The organism is Enterobacter cloacae, from assembly GCF_011078175.1.
Lineage (GTDB): Bacteria > Pseudomonadota > Gammaproteobacteria > Enterobacterales > Enterobacteriaceae > Enterobacter > Enterobacter cloacae_Q.
In genome coordinates this window covers 325010-343221 of sequence record NZ_JAALCJ010000006.1, presented here as the reverse complement: position 1 = coordinate 343221, position 18212 = coordinate 325010, and the positions used below count along the sequence as shown (strand labels likewise).

Sequence of the window (18212 nt, the reverse complement as noted above, 5' to 3'; positions counted from 1 at the left end):
GCGGGAATAAAATCCCATTCAGACGCCGGATAGATTCAAGCAAGCCAACTTGTCGTCAAAATCGGTGTTGCAAAAACGGGAGTGACCATAGATTCCGTTATTCTCAAGCCGATCTACGGCTATATTCTCGATAAGATCGGCATGAGCAAATATCTGCTCTATTTTGTGGTGATCATGTCGGCCCTGATGGCGCCATTCTTTATTTATGTTTACCAGCCGCTGTTAATGTCTAATACCCTGCTGGGGATTATTATCGGTGCGCTCTATTTAAGCTTTGCCTGGTACGCGGGCGTGGCGGCGTGTGAATCGTATTCTGACCGCTTTAGCCGCTTAAACGGCATGGAGTTCGGGCAGATACGTATGTGGGGATCGCTCGGCTGGGCGGTGGCGTCCTCTTTCTCCGGCCTGCTGTTCAACCTCTCACCGGCGTATAACTTTATTCTCGGCAGCGTGGCGTCGGTGGTGATGCTGATTGTCCTGCTGAGCCTGAAAGTGAACACTAACTCCGAACACGCAGGCGAGGTGCTGACGAAAGAGAAAATCGCCCCGTCAGACGTTTACGCGCTGCTGCGTAACCGCAAATTCTGGGCCTTCTGCCTGTACGTGGCGGGCGTGGCATGGATGATGTTTATCGCCGAGCAGCAGTTCTCGCGCTATTTCGTCACCTTCTTCGATGATATTCATGAGGGCAACGCCGTATTCGGCTATCTCGGAACCGTACAGTCGGGCATGGAATTTGTCATGTATATGGTGGTCCCGCTGTTTGTGAACGTTATTGGCGCCAAGCGCGGTCTGTTAATTGTCGGGCTGGTGGTCGGGGCGCGTCTGATTATTTCCGGCATGTGTGATTCACACCTGTTAATTTCAGTGCTTAAGCCGCTGTACGGTCTGGAAATTTGTCTCCTGCTGGTGTCGGTATTTAAATATATCGCCGAGCATTTCGACAAGCGCGTCAATGCCACCATGTATTTACTCGGCTACCAGGCGATGCTCTACGTGGGCAACGTGGTGGTCTCTTCCCCTGCCGGCTATATGTATGACCGTATTGGCTTTGAGCACACCTATATCATCATGGGCGCAACGGCGCTGACCTTTACCCTTATTTCAGCTTTTACGTTATCCGCCTGCCAGAGCAAATGGCGCGGGTCTCGGGCGCTGAACGTAGCAGAAACGTCAACACGATAATTTACGCCGTCAAAGAAGGAACCGAAATATGTTAAGTCGTATCAAAGAAGAACGTCTGCCTGTTATCGCTGCGCCCGTTGACTCCCGCGCATTCAGCGATGAACTGAATTCGGCGCGCGGCCACGTTCTCGACCTGATTAGCCGTCATTTAACGGAGTTCGGCGACAAATTCCCGGCGGAAACCTGCCGGAACGGTTTTTATCCGCTGACTGACAACGTGGAGTGGACCACCAGCTTCTGGACCGGGCAGCTGTGGCTGGCGTGGGAGATGAGCGGCGAGGAAAAATTCCGCGTAATGGCGGAAAAACACGTGCGCTCGTTTGGCCTGCGCATCGCCGGGCGCAATGACACCAACACCCACGATTTAGGCTTCCTCTACACGCTCTCCTGCGTAGCCGCGTGGCGGCTGACCGGAAACCGCGAGGCGCGCGGCTTCTCGCTGCTGGCGGCGGAAGCCCTGCTGGAACGCTTCCACGAGAAGGCGAAAATCATCCAGGCGTGGGGCGATCTCTCCGATCCGGAGCAGGCCGGGCGGATGATCATCGACTGCAACATGAACCTGCCGCTGCTCTACTGGGCAACGGAGCAGACGGGCGATCCGCGCTTTGCCGACGCCGCAAAAGCGCACGTCATGCAGGCCGCGACGTACCTCATTCGTGACGATGCCTCCACCTTCCACACCTACTATATGGATGTGGTAACCGGCGCGCCGCGCTACGGCAACACCCAGCAGGGATATGCCGACGACTCCTGCTGGTCGCGCGGGCAGGCGTGGGGGATTTACGGCTTCCTGCTGAGCTATATCTATACCGGCGATGAAACGATGATTGCCCTGTCGAAACGGCTGGCGAACTACTTCCTCAATCGCCTGCCGGAAGACTACGTGTGCCACTGGGATCTGGCGCTGGTGGGTACCGACGCACTGCGTGATTCTTCCTCGGCGGCAATCGCGGTGTGCGGGCTGCTGGAGCTGGTGAAACATCTGCCGGTCACAGATCCGGATCGCGAACGTTACCTCGAATGGGCGAAAGGGATTATGTCCTCCCTGACAAAGCACTATCTGATGGGCAAAGAAGAGAAGGGCAACGGGCTGCTTAAGCACTCGGTGTATCACCTGGCGAGCAATAAAGGCGTGGATGAGTGCGCGAGCTGGGGCGATTATTTCTACGTTGAGGCGCTGGTGCGTTTTACGCAGAGCTGGAAACTGTACTGGTAACGGGCAGCGGTATCACCACCCAAGCACCTCTTTAATGGCGCGCCGGTAGGGCGTATCAAGCTGGGCAGGCACGCGGCAAATATAGTCCCGCGCATGGCTGCGGGTCTGTCCGCTGAGGCTGTCGAGATAAGCGATGGCCTCGTCCACGGCAGGAACCCTGCCTTCCTGCGACGCGCTTCTCGGCGGAAGCCCGGTCCAGATGAGCGCCTCAATTCCTCTCTCCCTCGCCCATGTCGAGATCGCTCCCATGTTGCGTCCGGCTATCAGCAGCGAGCCGATACCATCGCAACGATCGTCAGGAATGGCCTCCCGCTCGCGCAGGGCCTGAGTGGCCACGCTCAGCGAAGTCGCATTCAGCCATACCCAAAGCACAGGCAGGGCGGGCGCGTTCATGCAGATGGCGGTCGCCAGTTCGCCGCCATCGCTGACGCGGCAGAACTCGACGGGCAGTGATGGCCCGTCGGTTTGCCACTCACCGGCTACCGGTAGCGCGCCGCTTTTCCAGATTAACGAGCCCCAGCCAAGACAAGCGATTTTCATGCTGTTCCTCTGCGCGACGTGAACCAATAGCCTCAGACGTTATGCCTTAGGAATACGCAGCGTCTGGCCGGGATAGATTTTATCCGGGCTGGAGAGCATTGGGCGGTTAGCCTCAAAAATCTTGTTGTACTGGTTGGCATCGCCGTACACGGTTTTAGAGATGGCGCTCAGGGTATCGCCGGATTTCACCGTATAGTAGGTGGCTTCATCTTTAGCGTCTGTCGCGGTGATATTGTTTTCCACTTCGCTGACGCCAGCGATGTTGCCGACGGCGACCTGGATTTTTTCTTTCTGCTCCTGCGTTAGCCCGTCGCCCGTTACGCTGGCCTTGCCATCGGTGACGTTAACCTGAACCTTATCGGAACCGGGAATGTTGAGTTTCTTGAGGTGCTCGGTGATTTTATCGCTCTGACCCTTATGATCGGTCAGGTTATCCCACAGCTTTTCGCCTGCTTCTTTTACGAAGTTAAAAAGTCCCATTCCATCCTCCTGTTAAACATGAAGTCAGAATAAGCATAGCAGTTGAGTGTTAAGGTGATAAAAAAAGCCCGGTGACGTTAACGCTTACCGGGCCTGGCGCTGTTCTCCCTCTCCCTTGGGGAGAGGGTTGGGGTGAGGGGAAACTTAAACCCCTTGTTCCAGAATACGGATGTGGGTTTCCAGAACGTCCCCTTTCACCGCGTCGCTCCACGCTTTCATATGCGCAGTCTGCAAATGCGCTTCAAGGTGTGCGACGGTTTCCCACTGCTCAACCATGATGATTGAGTCTGGCGCGGTCGCCTGGAAGCTTGCGCTGGTGGCGGCGTCCACCATCGGCGCGTAGCCGTGGCAGCCTTCTTCTTTCAGTACGGTGGGGATGATCTTCGCGAACTCATCCAGTACCGCCTGGCGGTGATGTTGGCCAGGACGCGTACGGATTTCAGCAATAACGGTAAGCATAATTAACTCCTTCTAATTCCAGGCTACCAGTTAAGCAAAAATTTCCGCGAGATGCTTGCGATATTCTGCGATATAGCGCGGGACGTCCGGCATTTTAATTACGTCGTTGACGATAAAGGTCGGCAGCGGCTCCATACCCAGGAACTGATTCGCCTTGTGGAACGGCAGATACGCGCCGTCTACGCCCACGCCTTCGAAGAACTGATCTTGCTCAGTGAACGCTTCAAGCGGGGCATTCCAGGTCAGGGAGAGCATGTATTTCTTGCCCTGAATCAGGCCGCCGGAACCGTATTTTTTAGACGCGTCTGAGCGGGTGCGGCCGTCGCTGGCATACAGCGAACCGTGACCTTCGGTAAACACATCGTCCATGTATTTTTTCACGGTCCACGGTGCGCCCATCCACCAGCCCGGCATCTGCCAGATAACCACGTCGGCCCACAGGAAGTTCTGCACTTCGGCCTTCACGTCGTAATCGCTGTCCGCGCGCACGACCTTAACATCATGTCCGGCGTCGCGCAGGAAACCATCCGCGACCTCGGTCAGGGTGTCATTGAGCTGGCCTTTAGAGTGCGCAAATTCTTTCGCGCCGTTGATAATCAGAATATTGCTCATTATTTGTCCTCGATGCTGAGAGTATGCCGGGTATTCTACGCGCGAGGACGGAGCGGAAAAATAAGCAAAATGTGCAAAGTCTTTTGCGCTCAGCGCAATAATGGCTACCAGCTGACGGTCACCTCAAAGCCCCCTTCCGGCGCATTGCCCAGCGAAACGCGCATCTCGTGTAACGCCGCGATACGCTTGACGATAGACAACCCCAGACCGCTGCCGGTGGCGTCCTGGCCCGGTGGACGATAAAAGCGCTCGCCGAGACGCGCCAGCGCATCGGATGAAATGCCTGGGCCGTTGTCGCGCACCGTAAAGCGTTGGGTATTCAGCGTCACGTCCACCACGCTGCCGCGCGGGCTGTAACGAACGGCGTTGTCCAGCAGGTTACGCGCCAGAAGGCTCAGCAGTAGCGGCTGTCCGTGACGCATCACCTCGGGCGCGTTGATGTTGAGCCGAATATCAATGCCCGCCTGCTGCGCCGGATGCCAGATATCCAGCACCGCGGATTGCAGCAAATCGGCCATCATCACGGGTTCGACGTCATCAAGATTATCCAGTGAATCCAGGCGCGACAGGGTGAGAAGCTGGTCCACCAGCCGGGAGGCGCGGTCGATGCCCGCATGCAGCTGCCCCAGCGCTTTAGACTGCGCCCCGGGATCGTCAAAGGAAAGCTGCGCCACGTCGGTTTGCACCTTCAGCGCGGCCAGCGGGCTGCGCAACTCATGGGCGGCATCCGAGGTGAAGCGGCGCTCGCGGGCCATCATCTCCTGCGTACGGGCGAAAAGATGGTTAAGCGCATCAAGCAGCGGGCGAACCTCCGTCGGCACGCCGTGGGTGGGCAACGTGTCGGTCGCATCCGGCGAGCGCGAGCGCAGGGTCCGCGCCAGATTTTTCAGCGGTTTCAGTTCCCGGCTCAGCAGAACAATCAGCAACAAAAGCATGACGGGCAGCGCCACCAGCCACGGCATCAGCTGCGAGCTGACCACGTCCAGCGCCATATCCTGTCGGTACTCCCACTCCTGGCCAACCACCACGCGGTATTTCCCGTCCGGAGAAGTCAGCCACAGGAAACGCCATTCGTCGCTGTCATCCTGTAACCGACCGTCATCAAACCCGTCCCGGCGGTAAAGGTAAGGTATGTCGCGCCCGTTTTCACCGTCGTTAAGCACCATACTGCCGTCGGCGGTAAAGATCGCGAAGGCCAGCGCATCGTCGTCAAGATGGCCGTGTTTGGCTTTTTTGGGCACCTCGCGCATGCGTTCCGGGGCGCGGAGTTCGTCCACGTCCATCGTCAGCAGCCGTTTGGCAAACAGCATCTGCTGGGTATCGAACAGCTTATCGAGCTTGTCGGTCGTCTGGTGCCAGGCCACCACGCTTGCGGCAAACCAGGCCGCCAGGGACAGCAGCAAAAAGAGGAGCGTCAGGCGCAGCTTCAGGCTCAGGCGTTGGGTCAGTTTCATGCGTCATCCAGGGTATAACCGATGCCGTGAACGGTGCGGATAAATTCGCTGCCGAGCTTGCGGCGTAAATGATGAACGTGGACTTCGACGGCGTTGCTGGAGACGTCATCGTCCCAGTTGTAGAGTTTCTCTTCGATGACCTTGCGCGGCAGCACGCGGCCCGCGTTGCGCATCAGCAGTTCCAGCAGGGCGAACTCTTTGGGTTTGAGCACCAGCGTTTCGCCCTCCAGCGTGGCGACACGGCTTGCCGGATCGAGCGTGACCTTGCCGTGACGCAGCTCGCTGCGCGCTTGCCCGTGGCTGCGGCGCACCAGCGCGTCGAGGCGGGCCGCCACTTCAATCAGCGCGAACGGCTTGCACAGATAATCATCCGCCCCCAGGCGTAACCCTTCGACGCGCTGATTTAGCGCATCCCGCGCGGTCAGGATCAGCACCGGTTCGCTCTTTCCGCTTTCGCGCCAGGCGCGCAGGATCTCAAGCCCGTCGATTTCCGGCAGCGTCAGGTCAAGCACTACGGCATCATACGGCGCGGTGTAAAGGGCCGCCTGCCCGGTTTTCCCGTCGGTAAACCAGTCTACGCTAAAACCCATTTTGCTTAAGCCCGCTTTGAGGCCATCGCCAATGAGCTTGTCGTCTTCTACCAGTAAAATGCGCATATTTCCTCCTTGATGCCGTCAGTAAACCTTCTGCAAACGCCTGCTGTACAGCAAAAATAAATAAATTTTTCCCTTAAGAAGTTGTTAAGGATTACCCTGTTTAATGGACTGCGAAACCACATTAAAGGGAGAGATTAAGATGAAAAAATTCGCTGCACTTGCTGCCATCATGATGATGACTACTGCACCCGTTTTTGCTGCGCAGGGTGGCTTTCACGGCCCATCTGCCGACGAACCTCATCTGCAAACCCAGCAGGGTGGCTTTGTAGATAATAACGCCAACCTCACCACCGCGGTGAAGGTTAAAGAGATGAAAGACGACAGCTGGGTGAAGCTGCGCGGAAACATTACCGAGCGCCTGTCCGATGACCGCTACACCTTCCGCGATGAGACCGGTACGGTCGTTGTCGAAATCGACCACAAGCGCTGGAACGGCGTCACCGCGACCCCGCAGGATAAGTTGGAAATCCAGGGTAAAGTCGATAAAGACTGGAACGAGTTTGAAATCGACGTGAAGCAGGTTATCAAGCTGAACAAATAACCCGGAAAGGGCCGCTTATGCGGCCCTTTTTCTTTGTGACTCAACTCGCCAGATAGGGTAGTATCTGCGGCAATATTGCCTGAAACCCATCGGTTTCTGAGTTGAGGAATCACACGTAATGAGCGATATGGCAGAGCGCCTCGCGCTACATGAATTCACGGAAAACGCCTACCTGAACTACTCCATGTACGTCATCATGGACAGGGCGTTGCCGTTTATCGGGGATGGCCTGAAGCCCGTTCAGCGCCGCATCGTGTATGCGATGTCCGAACTGGGGTTGAATGCCACCGCCAAGTTCAAGAAATCCGCCCGTACCGTCGGTGACGTGCTGGGTAAATACCATCCGCACGGCGACAGCGCCTGCTATGAAGCGATGGTGCTGATGGCCCAGCCGTTCTCTTATCGCTATCCGCTGGTGGATGGCCAGGGGAACTGGGGGGCGCCGGACGATCCGAAATCCTTCGCGGCAATGCGTTATACCGAATCCCGTCTGTCTAAATATGCCGAAGTGCTGCTGGGCGAACTGGGTCAGGGGACCGTCGACTGGGTGCCAAACTTCGACGGTACGTTGCAGGAGCCGAAAATGCTGCCTGCGCGTCTGCCGAACATCCTGCTGAACGGCACGACCGGGATCGCCGTGGGCATGGCGACGGACATTCCGCCGCACAACCTGCGTGAAGTGGCAAAAGCCGCCATCACCCTGATTGAGCAGCCGAAAACCTCGCTGGACGATCTGCTGGATATCGTGCAAGGGCCGGACTACCCGACCGAAGCCGAAATCATCACCTCGCGTGCGGAAATCCGCAAAATCTACCAGAACGGCCGCGGCTCCGTACGCATGCGCGCGGTATGGACCAAAGAAGATGGGGCCGTGGTGATCACCGCGCTGCCGCACCAGGTGTCCGGCGCCAAAGTGCTGGAGCAGATCGCCTCCCAGATGCGCAATAAAAAGCTGCCGATGGTGGACGACCTGCGCGACGAATCGGACCACGAAAACCCGACCCGTCTGGTGATTGTGCCGCGCTCTAATCGCGTGGACATGGAGCAGGTGATGAACCACCTGTTCGCCACCACCGATCTGGAAAAGAGCTACCGCATCAATCTGAATATGATTGGTCTGGACGGTCGTCCGGCGGTGAAAAACCTGCTGGAGATCCTCACCGAATGGCTGGCCTTCCGCCGCGATACGGTGCGCCGTCGTCTGAACCATCGCCTGGAAAAAGTGCTTAAGCGCCTGCATATCCTCGAAGGTTTACTGGTGGCGTTCCTCAACATTGATGAAGTGATCGAGATCATTCGTACCGAGGACGAACCTAAGCCCGCCCTGATGTCGCGCTTTGGCATCAGCGAGACCCAGGCCGAAGCGATCCTCGAACTGAAACTGCGCCATCTCGCCAGACTGGAAGAGATGAAGATCCGTGGTGAACAGAACGAGCTGGAAAAAGAGCGCGACCAGCTTCAGGCGATCCTGGCCTCCGAGCGCAAGATGAACACCCTTCTGAAGAAAGAGTTGCAGGCCGATGCCGACGCCTTTGGCGATGACCGTCGATCTCCACTGCACGAGCGCGAAGAAGCGAAGGCGATGAACGAGCACGACATGCTGCCGTCCGAGCCGGTGACTATCGTGCTTTCCCAGAGCGGCTGGGTACGTAGCGCCAAAGGCCACGATATTGACGCGCCGGGCCTGAGTTACAAATCCGGTGATAGCTTCAAGGCGGCGGTGAAGGGCAAGAGCAACCAGCCGGTAGCATTTATCGACTCCACGGGCCGCAGCTACGCCATTGATCCGATCACGCTGCCGTCTGCGCGCGGCCAGGGCGAGCCGCTGACCGGTAAGCTGACGCTGCCGCCAGGCGCCACGGTTGACCATATGCTGATGGAAGCGGACGATCAAAAACTGCTTATGGCATCGGATGCGGGTTACGGCTTTATCTGTACCTTTAACGATCTGGTGTCACGTAACCGTGCCGGTAAAGCGCTGATCAGCCTGCCGGATAACGCACGCGTCATGCCGCCGCTGATCATTGAGAACGAAAGCGACATGCTGCTGGCGATCACCGCTGCCGGACGTATGCTGATGTTCCCGGTCAGCGATCTGCCGGAGCTGTCGAAAGGGAAGGGCAATAAGATCGTCAGTATCCCGTCAGCGGAAGCGGCAAAAGGCGAAGATAGCCTCGCGCATCTCTTCCTGCTGCCGCCGCAGAGCACCCTGACCATTCATGTCGGCAAGCGTAAGATCAAACTGCGTCCGGAAGAGTTGCAGAAGGTGGTGGGCGAGCGTGGACGTCGTGGCTCACTGATGCGCGGCCTCCAGCGAATCGACCGCGTGGAGATTGATTCGCCGATGCGCAACAAAGCCGACGATAGCGAAGAGTAACCTGTTTTATCCCCCCTCTTTTCGGAGGGGGAATTACCATAAAATTTCCCGTAAAAACGTTGTTAATTCGTGCGTTGCGATTAACAATACGCGCTCGTAATAAAGTCCTTACCTGGCCACAGGTGAAGTATAATTGTCAGCTGTCAGGGCTTCAGAGGTCGCTATGCTATACATTGTTCGTCTCATTCTTACCGTTATTTACTGCATTCTGGTCTGTATTTTCGGATCGATTTATTGCCTGTTCAGCCCGCGTAACCCAAAACATGTTGCGACGTTTGGTCACATGTTTGGTCGTCTTGCGCCGCTGTTTGGCCTGAAGGTTGAAAAGCGTCTGCCAGAAGGGGCGGAGAATTTCGGTAACGCCATCTATATCGCTAACCATCAGAACAACTACGATATGGTGACGGCCTCAAATATTGTTCTTCCGCCGACCGTAACCGTGGGTAAAAAGAGCCTGCTGTGGATCCCGTTTTTCGGCCAGCTGTACTGGCTCACCGGTAATTTGCTGATTGACCGTAACAACCGCGCCAAAGCGCATGGCACCATTGCGGAAGTGGTGGATCAGTTTAAAAAGCGCCGGATCTCAATCTGGATGTTCCCGGAGGGGACGCGCAGCCGTGGTCGTGGCCTGCTGCCATTCAAGACCGGTGCGTTTCATGCTGCAATTGCGGCGGGCGTTCCAATTATTCCCGTGTGCGTTTCCAATACATCGAATAAGATTAATCTTAATCGTTTCAATAACGGACTGGTGATTGTCGAAATGCTGCCGCCGGTGGATACCTCTAAATACGGTAAAGACCAGGTGCGCGAGCTGGCCACACACTGCCGCGAGCTCATGGCTCAGCATATTGCGCAGCTCGATAAAGAAGTTGCAGAGCGAGAAGCCGCCGGTAAGATTTAACCCGGTGTCGTTTAAGGGAAAACGAATTCCCGCGTTGTTAGTCGTTTCAGATGGAGCTTATATGTCACTCAGTCGGCGTCAGTTTATTCAGGCTTCGGGTATCGCCCTTTGTGCGGGTGCGATGCCGCGGACAGCCAGCGCCGCCGGGCAGCAACAGCCGCTGCCTATTCCGCCGTTGATTGAATCCCGTCGCGGACAGCCGCTATTCCTCACGCTTCAGCGTAGCCACTGGTCCTTTACCCAGGGAACGCGCGCGCAGGTATGGGGCATTAACGGACGTTACCTTGGTCCGACCATTCGCGTGTGGAATGGCGATGACGTTAAGCTCATTTACAGTAACCGTACAACGGAAAATGTCGCGATGACCGTCAGTGGTTTGCAGGTGCCGGGTCCGCTGATTGGCGGTGCGGCACGCATGATGTCGCCGAATGCCGACTGGGCACCCGTCCTCCCGATTCGTCAGAGCGCGGCAACATTGTGGTATCACGCCAACACCCCTAACCGTACCGCTCAGCAGGTCTATAACGGCCTGGCCGGGATGTGGCTGATTGAAGATGAGGTCAGCAAAACGCTACCGATTCCGAATCACTACGGGGTTGATGATTTCCCGATCATTATTCAGGACAAGCGCCTGGATAACTTTGGTACACCGGAGTACAGCGAGCCAGGCAGCGGTGGCTTTGTGGGCGATACGCTGCTGGTTAACGGCGCGCAAAGCCCGTATGTCGAAGTGTCTCGTGGCTGGGTGCGCCTGCGTCTGCTGAATGCTTCAAACTCGCGCCGCTACCAGTTGCAGATGAGCGACGGCCGCGCGCTGCACGTGATTTCAGGCGATCAGGGGTTATTACCTGCACCGGTGTCGGTGAAACAGCTGGCGCTGGCGCCGGGTGAACGTCGTGAAATCCTCGTGGATATGACCAACGGAGATGAGGTGTCCGTGACTTGTGGCGAAGCGGCAAGCATTGTTGACCGCATTCGCGGCTTTTTTGAACCGTCGAGTGTTCTGGTCTCCACGCTGGTGCTGACGCTGCGCCCGACCGGCCTGTTGCCGCTGGTGACCGACAGCCTGCCGATGCGCCTGCTGCCGCAGGAGATTGTGACCGGACCGGCAGTGCGCAGCCGCGATATCAGCCTGGGCGACGATCCGGGCATCAACGGCGCGCTGTGGGACGTTAACCGCATTGATATCACCGCCCAGCAGGGAACCTGGGAGCGCTGGATCGTCCGCTCGGAGATGCCGCAGTCGTTCCATATTGAAGGGGTGTCATTCCTGATCCGCAACGTTAACGGGGCGATGCCGTTCCCGGAAGACAGGGGCTGGAAAGATACCGTCTGGGTGGATGGCCAGGTTGAACTGCTCGTCTACTACGGCCAGCCTTCCTGGCCGCACTTCCCGTTCCTTTTCCACAGCCAGACGCTGGAGATGATGGACAGGGGATCGGTAGGGCAGATGCTGGTGAATCCGGCGCCGTAAAACGCTTTCTCCCTCTCCCTGTGGGAGAGGGTTGGGGTGAGGGCAACAGCCCGCACAATACCCCTTCATTTCCCCCGATAAACCAGCGTATAATCCCGCTCCTTTTGTCTATTTTTTCTTCGGAAGCATTATGAGCGCTATTTCCCTGATCCAGCCGGATCGTGACCTCTTCTCCTGGCCCCAGTACTGGGCAGCCTGCTTTGGGCCGGCGCCGTTCCTGCCGATGTCCCGGGAAGAGATGGATCAACTGGGCTGGGACAGCTGCGATATCATTCTCGTAACGGGCGATGCGTATGTCGATCACCCGAGCTTTGGCATGGCGATCTGTGGCCGTATGCTTGAAGCCCAGGGCTTCCGCGTGGGGATCATCTCCCAGCCTGACTGGAACAGCAAAGACGACTTTATGCGTCTGGGCAAGCCTAACCTGTTCTTCGGCGTGACCGCGGGCAACATGGACTCGATGATCAACCGTTATACCGCCGACCGTAAACTGCGCCATGACGACGCCTACACGGCCGACAACGTGGCAGGTAAACGTCCCGATCGCGCGACCCTCGTCTACACCCAGCGATGCAAAGAAGCATGGAAAGACGTGCCGGTGATCCTGGGCGGCATCGAGGCGAGCCTGCGCCGTACCGCGCACTACGATTACTGGTCTGACACCGTGCGCCGTTCGGTGCTGGTAGATTCGAAAGCCGACATGCTGATCTTCGGCAATGGCGAGCGCCCTCTGGTGGAAGTGGCACATCGACTGGCCCAGGGCGAACCGGTCAATGAGATCCGCGACGTGCGCAACACTGCAATCATGGTGAAAGAGGCGCTGCCGGGCTGGAGCGGGGTGGATTCCCGCATTATCGATATGCCGGGCAAAATCGACCCTATTCCGCATCCGTACGGTGACGATCTACCGTGCGCGGATAACAAACCGGTTGAGCCGAAGAAAGCGGAAGCCAGGGCCGTGGTGGTGCAGCCGCCGCGTCCGAAGCCGTGGGAAAAAACCTATGTGCTGCTACCGTCCTATGAAAAAGTAAAAAGCGATAAAGTGCTCTACGCCCACGCGTCGCGCATTTTGCACCATGAAACCAACCCCGGCTGCGCGCGAGCGCTCATGCAAAAGCACGGTGAACGCTATATCTGGGTAAACCCGCCAGCGATCCCGCTCTCTACCGAAGAGATGGACAGTGTCTTTGCCCTGCCGTACAAGCGCGTACCGCATCCGTCATATGGCAATAGCCGCATTCCGGCGTACGAGATGATCCGTTTCTCAGTCAATATCATGCGCGGCTGCTTCGGTGGGTGCTCCTTCTGTTCGATCACCGAACATGAAGGCCGTATTATTCAGAGCCGTTCCGAAGAGTCGATTGTTAACGAGATCGAAGCGATTCGCGACACAGTGCCGGGCTTTACCGGCGTGATTTCCGATCTGGGTGGCCCGACGGCCAACATGTATATGCTGCGCTGTAAATCACCGCGTGCGGAGCAGACCTGTCGTCGTCTCTCCTGCGTCTATCCGAGCATTTGCGAGCACATGGACACCAACCACGAGCCGACGATCAACCTCTACCGTCGCGCCCGTGACCTGAAAGGCATCAAGAAGATCCTGATAGCCTCCGGCGTGCGTTACGACATTGCGGTGGAAGATCCGCGCTACATCAAAGAGCTGGCGACGCACCACGTTGGCGGTTATCTGAAGATCGCCCCGGAGCACACCGAGGAAGGCCCGCTGTCCAAAATGATGAAGCCGGGCATGGGCAGCTACGATCGCTTTAAACAGCTGTTTGACACCTTCTCAAAACAGGCGGGGAAAGAGCAGTATCTGATCCCCTATTTCATCTCCGCACACCCCGGAACCCGTGATGAAGACATGGTGAACCTGGCGCTGTGGCTGAAGCAGCGTCGATTCCGTCTGGATCAGGTGCAGAACTTCTACCCGTCGCCGCTCGCCAACTCGACAACCATGTATTACACCGGCAAAAACCCGCTGAGTAAGATTGGTTATAAGAGCGAAGACGTGGTGGTGCCGAAAGGGGATAAACAGCGCCGTCTGCACAAAGCGCTGCTGCGCTATCACGATCCGAAAAACTGGCCGCTGATCCGTCAGGCGCTGGAAGATATGGGGAAAAAGCACCTGATTGGCTCGCGTCGTGATTGCCTGGTGCCTGCGCCAACGCTGGAAGAGATGCGCGAAGCGCGCCGCCAGAACCGCAACACGCGCCCGGCGCTGACCAAGCACACGCCGATTGTGCATCAGCGTTCGAACGGTGGTGCGGGAACGAAGAAGAACGTAAAACGTAAGACCGGTTAAACCTGTAACAATGCCCGGTGGCGCTGCGCTTACCGGGCCTACAGGTCTAACCCTCTCCCCTACGGGGAGAGGGCAGGGTGAGGGGATTACCCGCCAAACTGATCCGGGTCTGGCCCAAGCCGCTTGCCCTGATCCAGCTTCGCAATTTCACCCAGCTCGTCTTTATCCAGGCGGAAATCCCAGACGTCGAAGTTCTCGGCGATACGCGATGGCGTGACCGATTTCGGGATCACCACCAGACCGCTATCCAGATGCCAGCGAATGACGATCTGCGCCGGGGTTTTACCGTACTTATCCGCCAGTTCACGGATGATTTTCTGGTCAAACACCCCTTCGCCGCCCTGGGCCAGCGGGCTCCAGGATTCGGTCTGGATCTTGTGCGTGGCGTTCCATGAATGAAGCTGGCGCTGCTGCATGAGCGGGTGAAGCTCAATCTGGTTAATCACCGGCGCGACGCCCGTTTCATCAATCAGGCGTTGCAGGTGATGAACCTGGAAATTACAGACGCCGATGCTTTTTATCAGCCCCTCTTTTTGCAGCTCAATCATCCCTTTCCAGGCATCAACGTAATGGTCGATAGCCGGAACCGGCCAGTGCATCAGATAAAGATCGACAAAATCGAGCTGGAGTTTCTCCAGGCTCTCCTGCAACGCTTCGCGGGGACGCTTTTGATCGTCGTTCCACAGCTTGGTGGTGATGAATAACTCATCCCGGGGAACGCCGGCGCTGGCAAGTGCCTTTCCCACGCCGTCCTCGTTTTTATAGGCGGCAGCGGTATCGATGGACCGATAGCCGACTTCCAGGGCTTTATGAATGGCGGAGACGACCTCGTCGTTACCGGCTTTCCATACACCTAGCCCCAGCTGGGGCATCACGTTGCCGTCCTGTAGCTTGATTACGGTTTGGTTTGCCATTTTTCCTCCTTCAGGTGCTCATCGCCGGAGGGAACCTCCGACGATGTGATGTGCATTAAGTCTGGACGAAATGTCAAAAAACGAAAGTCAGGATCCTAAAAACGCTTAGCGTGCCGCTTCGTAAATACGACGGCTGGCGTCCAGAGTGATGTCGCCGTGCTCGCCGATCTGCGTCATGCCGTGTGCTTCCAGTTTCGCCAGCAGGGCAGGGATGGAGCTGCCGTCCAGGCCGTAGCCAGAGAGACGCGTTGGCACGCCCAGGCTTTCAAAGAATTGACGGGTGGCTTCAATCGCGGCATCAATACGCGCATCGTCGGAACCGTCGGTAATGTTCCACACGCGTTCGGCGTACTGGAGGAGTTTGGCGCGTTTAGCGTCACGTTTTTCGTTCCACAGCGCAGGCAGAACCACCGCCAGCGTCTGGGCGTGATCCAGGCCGTGCATCGCCGTCAGCTCGTGGCCGAGCATGTGGGTAGCCCAGTCCTGCGGCACGCCAGCACCGATCATGCCGTTCAGCGCCTGGGTGGCGGCCCACATCACGTTGGCACGCACGTCGTAGTTTTCAGGCTCTTTCAGCGCTTTCGGACCTTCTTCAATCAGCGTCAGCAGAATGCCTTCCGCGAAACGATCCTGAATTTTGGCATTCACCGGGTAAGTGACGTATTGCTCAACGGTGTGAACAAAGGCGTCGACCACGCCGTTCGCCACCTGGCGCGCAGGCAGGGTATAGGTGTAAACCGGATCGAGGATCGCGAACACGGGCTGAACGTGTTCGTTCATAAAGGCCTGCTTGTCACCGGTGGTTTTACGGGAGATAACCGCGCCTTTGTTGGACTCAGAGCCGGTGGCCGGCAGCGTCAGCACGGAGCCCATCGGGATCGCACTGCTGATGTCGCTGCCGCCCGTTTCCAGAATATGCCACGGGTCGATGCCGTCAGCGTAACGCGCCGCCGCCGCGATGAATTTGGTGCCGTCCAGCACGGAACCGCCGCCCACCGCCAGCAGGAAGGTGATCTGCTCGTCGCGGGCGATTTTTACCGCATTCATCAGCGTTTCATAAGACGGGTTAGGCTCGATACCGCCGAACTCACGTACGTCCAGACCTTCCAGAGCACTGTAAACCTGATCCAGTACGCCGGTTTTTTTTACGCTGCCGCCGCCGTAGGTAATCAGGACGCGGGCGCCCGTCGGGATTTGCGCACGCAGGTCAGCAATAGCGTTTTTACCAAACAGAATGCGGGTCGGGGTATGAAGATTAAAGTTGTTCATGGCGTGTTCCCTGTAGTGGGTAAAAAATTGTGGTGGCGCAGAAGGCAACCTGATGCTGCACATTGTGGCGGGCAGGCGCTGTCCTCTCAATGCACATTTCTGCCGATGTCTTGCCCATTCCTACAACGCGCTGGAGAAATGGTAAGAAAATGCGCACACTGCTAGCGTCGGAAACCGTACCCGGAGTAACTGAAAATGAACCGTGATGCCATCTGCCACCAGCTAACGTCGCAGATTAAAAGACTGATAGATAATGGAAATAATACGGCCGATCTGTTGCCGGATATTCGATTGCTCTACGGTACCCAGCCCGGGACACGCACCCCGGTAATGTATCAGCCTGGCATCGTTTTTCTCTTTTCCGGCCATAAGATTGGCTATATCAACGAGCGTGTGTTCCGTTACGACACCAATGAATATCTGCTTCTGACAGTACCTTTACCCTTCGAATGTGAAACCTTCGCGACAGAGGAGATACCGCTGGCAGGGATCCGCGTCAACGTCGATATCCTCCAGTTGCAAGAGCTGCTGATGGAGATCGGAGAGGACGAACTTTTCCGGCCTTCGATGGCGGCAAGCGGTATCAACTCCGCGACCTTATCGGAGGAAATCCTCTGCGCGATTGAGCGCCTGTTAGACGTGATGGAAAGGCCGCTGGATGCCCGTATTCTCGGCAAGCAGATTATCCGTGAAATTCTTTATCACGTGCTGCTGGGGCCGGGCGGCGGGGCGCTGCTGGCGCTGGTAAGTCGACAAACGCACTTCAGCCTGATTAGCCGCGTGCTGAAGCGCATCGAGAGCCAGTACACGGAAAACCTCAGCGTTGACCAGCTGGCGGCGGAAGCCAATATGAGCGTCTCGGCGTTTCACCATAACTTTAAATCCGTCACCAGCACGTCGCCGTTGCAGTATCTTAAAACTTACCGTCTGCATAAGGCGCGGATGCTGATGATCCACGATGGCATGAAGGCCAGCGCCGCGGCGATGCGGGTCGGGTATGAAAGCGCCTCGCAGTTTAGTCGGGAGTTTAAGCGATACTTCGGCGTCACGCCGGGGGAAGATGCGTCACGTATCAGAACCATGCAGGGAGCCTGAGGGGAAACGGAGGCCGGGTAAGCGGTAGCACCACCCGGCTTATGTTTATGCGCTGCAATACTTTTTCTTAATCACCACCGCAATGGTACCCACCAGTCCGGCAACCAGCAGGAAAATCGGCAGGATCATCAGGAATGTCATCACCTGATCTTCATGGCGCTTAACAAAGGGGATCATGTTCAGCGCGTAACCGAGCGTGGTGACCACGCCGACCCAGAGCAGGGCGCTCAGCCAGTTGAAGAACTGGAAGCGGCGGTTAGAGAGGCCTGAAATACCCGCCATGGTAGGCAACAGGGTGCGAACAAACGCCAGAAAACGCCCGGCCAGTAACGCCAGCAGGCCGTGACGGTCAAACATGCAGGTCGCGCGCTGATGGTATTTATGCGGCAGCTGCGCCAGCCAGCCTTTCACCACGCGGGTATTTCCAAGCCAGCGCCCTTGCAGGTAGCTCAGCCAACAGCCGAGACTGGCCGCAGAGGTGAGGATCACCATTGTCGGTGCGAAGTCCATCACACCCTTGCCGATTAACGCCCCTGCGAGCAGGAGCAGGCTGTCACCGGGTAAAAATGAGGCTGGCAGTAATCCATTTTCCAGAAACAGCGTCGCGAACATCACGAAATAGACAATCCCGACGACATGCGGGTCCGCCAGCGCGGCAAAATCGTGTTGCCAGAGCGCCGTGATGATATTTTGAATAACAGCCATGGACTTTCCTGTGGAACAGCAGATATAAC

At 57.0% G+C, this 18212-nt stretch carries 16 protein-coding genes and 1 pseudogene; 8 read left to right on the top strand and 9 right to left on the bottom strand.

Going from position 1 to position 18212, the window contains the following annotated elements; translation table 11 throughout:
• Positions 1 to 87 precede the first annotated feature (87 nt).
• Together G6Q29_RS15515 and G6Q29_RS15510 are read left to right on the top strand one after the other, a co-directional pair.
• Positions 88 to 1185: pseudogene (locus G6Q29_RS15515) on the top strand (oligosaccharide MFS transporter); the annotation flags it as partial.
• A gap of 28 nt (positions 1186 to 1213) precedes the next feature.
• Positions 1214 to 2401, top strand: a complete 1188-nt coding sequence (locus tag G6Q29_RS15510) for a glycoside hydrolase family 88 protein (protein ID WP_165466311.1) — start codon at positions 1214 to 1216, stop codon at positions 2399 to 2401.
• A gap of 12 nt (positions 2402 to 2413) precedes the next feature.
• Here G6Q29_RS15510 and G6Q29_RS15505 read toward each other — a convergent pair whose 3' ends face one another.
• The 6 genes from G6Q29_RS15505 to qseB form a co-directional block, all read right to left on the bottom strand.
• Positions 2414 to 2941, bottom strand: coding sequence for a hypothetical protein (locus G6Q29_RS15505; RefSeq protein ID WP_165466310.1), 528 nt, complete (start codon positions 2939 to 2941; stop codon positions 2414 to 2416).
• Between the two features lie 39 nt (positions 2942 to 2980).
• On the bottom strand, positions 2981 to 3421 hold the full coding sequence (lysM, locus tag G6Q29_RS15500) for a peptidoglycan-binding protein LysM (RefSeq protein ID WP_003862507.1): 441 nt from the start codon (positions 3419 to 3421) through the stop codon (positions 2981 to 2983).
• 144 nt (positions 3422 to 3565) lie between these two features.
• Positions 3566 to 3880: a putative quinol monooxygenase gene (locus G6Q29_RS15495; protein ID WP_003862506.1), complete on the bottom strand. Its 315-nt coding sequence runs from the start codon at positions 3878 to 3880 to the stop codon at positions 3566 to 3568.
• Between the two features lie 30 nt (positions 3881 to 3910).
• Positions 3911 to 4492 (bottom strand): NAD(P)H-dependent oxidoreductase, encoded by a 582-nt coding sequence (locus G6Q29_RS15490; RefSeq protein ID WP_015571876.1) that lies wholly within the window; start codon positions 4490 to 4492, stop codon positions 3911 to 3913.
• Between the two features lie 104 nt (positions 4493 to 4596).
• Positions 4597 to 5946, bottom strand: a complete 1350-nt coding sequence (gene qseC, locus G6Q29_RS15485) for a quorum sensing histidine kinase QseC (protein ID WP_165466309.1) — start codon at positions 5944 to 5946, stop codon at positions 4597 to 4599.
• The gene (qseB, locus tag G6Q29_RS15480) at positions 5943 to 6602 is read right to left on the bottom strand and encodes a quorum sensing response regulator transcription factor QseB (RefSeq protein WP_165466308.1); all 660 of its coding nucleotides are present in this window, start codon (positions 6600 to 6602) and stop codon (positions 5943 to 5945) included. Before qseB ends, qseC begins: the two co-directional genes overlap by 4 nt.
• A gap of 139 nt (positions 6603 to 6741) precedes the next feature.
• Between qseB and G6Q29_RS15475 the strand changes: the two genes are divergently transcribed.
• The 5 genes from G6Q29_RS15475 (at position 6742) to G6Q29_RS15455 (ending at position 14200) form a co-directional block, all read left to right on the top strand.
• Positions 6742 to 7143 carry a YgiW/YdeI family stress tolerance OB fold protein gene (locus G6Q29_RS15475; protein WP_165466307.1) on the top strand — a complete coding sequence of 134 codons (402 nt, stop codon included), beginning with the start codon at positions 6742 to 6744 and terminating at the stop codon, positions 7141 to 7143.
• A gap of 118 nt (positions 7144 to 7261) precedes the next feature.
• A complete protein-coding gene (gene parC / locus G6Q29_RS15470) occupies positions 7262 to 9520 on the top strand; it encodes a DNA topoisomerase IV subunit A (protein ID WP_165466306.1) in 2259 nt (752 codons plus the stop codon).
• A gap of 163 nt (positions 9521 to 9683) precedes the next feature.
• Positions 9684 to 10421 (top strand): 1-acylglycerol-3-phosphate O-acyltransferase, encoded by a 738-nt coding sequence (plsC, locus tag G6Q29_RS15465; protein WP_165466305.1) that lies wholly within the window; start codon positions 9684 to 9686, stop codon positions 10419 to 10421.
• A gap of 61 nt (positions 10422 to 10482) precedes the next feature.
• A complete protein-coding gene (ftsP, locus tag G6Q29_RS15460; protein ID WP_165466304.1) occupies positions 10483 to 11895 on the top strand; it encodes a cell division protein FtsP in 1413 nt (470 codons plus the stop codon).
• Positions 11896 to 12025: 130 nt separating this feature from the next.
• Positions 12026 to 14200, top strand: coding sequence for a YgiQ family radical SAM protein (locus tag G6Q29_RS15455; RefSeq protein ID WP_242637222.1), 2175 nt, complete (start codon positions 12026 to 12028; stop codon positions 14198 to 14200).
• Between the two features lie 86 nt (positions 14201 to 14286).
• Here G6Q29_RS15455 and dkgA read toward each other — a convergent pair whose 3' ends face one another.
• Together dkgA and yqhD are read right to left on the bottom strand one after the other, a co-directional pair.
• Positions 14287 to 15114, bottom strand: a complete 828-nt coding sequence (gene dkgA / locus G6Q29_RS15450) for a 2,5-didehydrogluconate reductase DkgA (protein ID WP_003862493.1) — start codon at positions 15112 to 15114, stop codon at positions 14287 to 14289.
• A gap of 105 nt (positions 15115 to 15219) precedes the next feature.
• Entirely contained in the window at positions 15220 to 16383 is a 1164-nt protein-coding gene (yqhD, locus tag G6Q29_RS15445) for an alcohol dehydrogenase (protein WP_165466303.1), read from the bottom strand.
• 195 nt (positions 16384 to 16578) lie between these two features.
• Between yqhD and G6Q29_RS15440 the strand changes: the two genes are divergently transcribed.
• Positions 16579 to 17478 (top strand): AraC family transcriptional regulator, encoded by a 900-nt coding sequence (locus G6Q29_RS15440; protein WP_165466302.1) that lies wholly within the window; start codon positions 16579 to 16581, stop codon positions 17476 to 17478.
• 45 nt (positions 17479 to 17523) lie between these two features.
• Here the strand turns inward: G6Q29_RS15440 and yghB are convergent, their stop codons facing one another.
• Positions 17524 to 18183 carry a DedA family general envelope maintenance protein YghB gene (yghB, locus tag G6Q29_RS15435; RefSeq protein ID WP_015571869.1) on the bottom strand — a complete coding sequence of 220 codons (660 nt, stop codon included), beginning with the start codon at positions 18181 to 18183 and terminating at the stop codon, positions 17524 to 17526.
• Positions 18184 to 18212 lie beyond the last annotated feature (29 nt).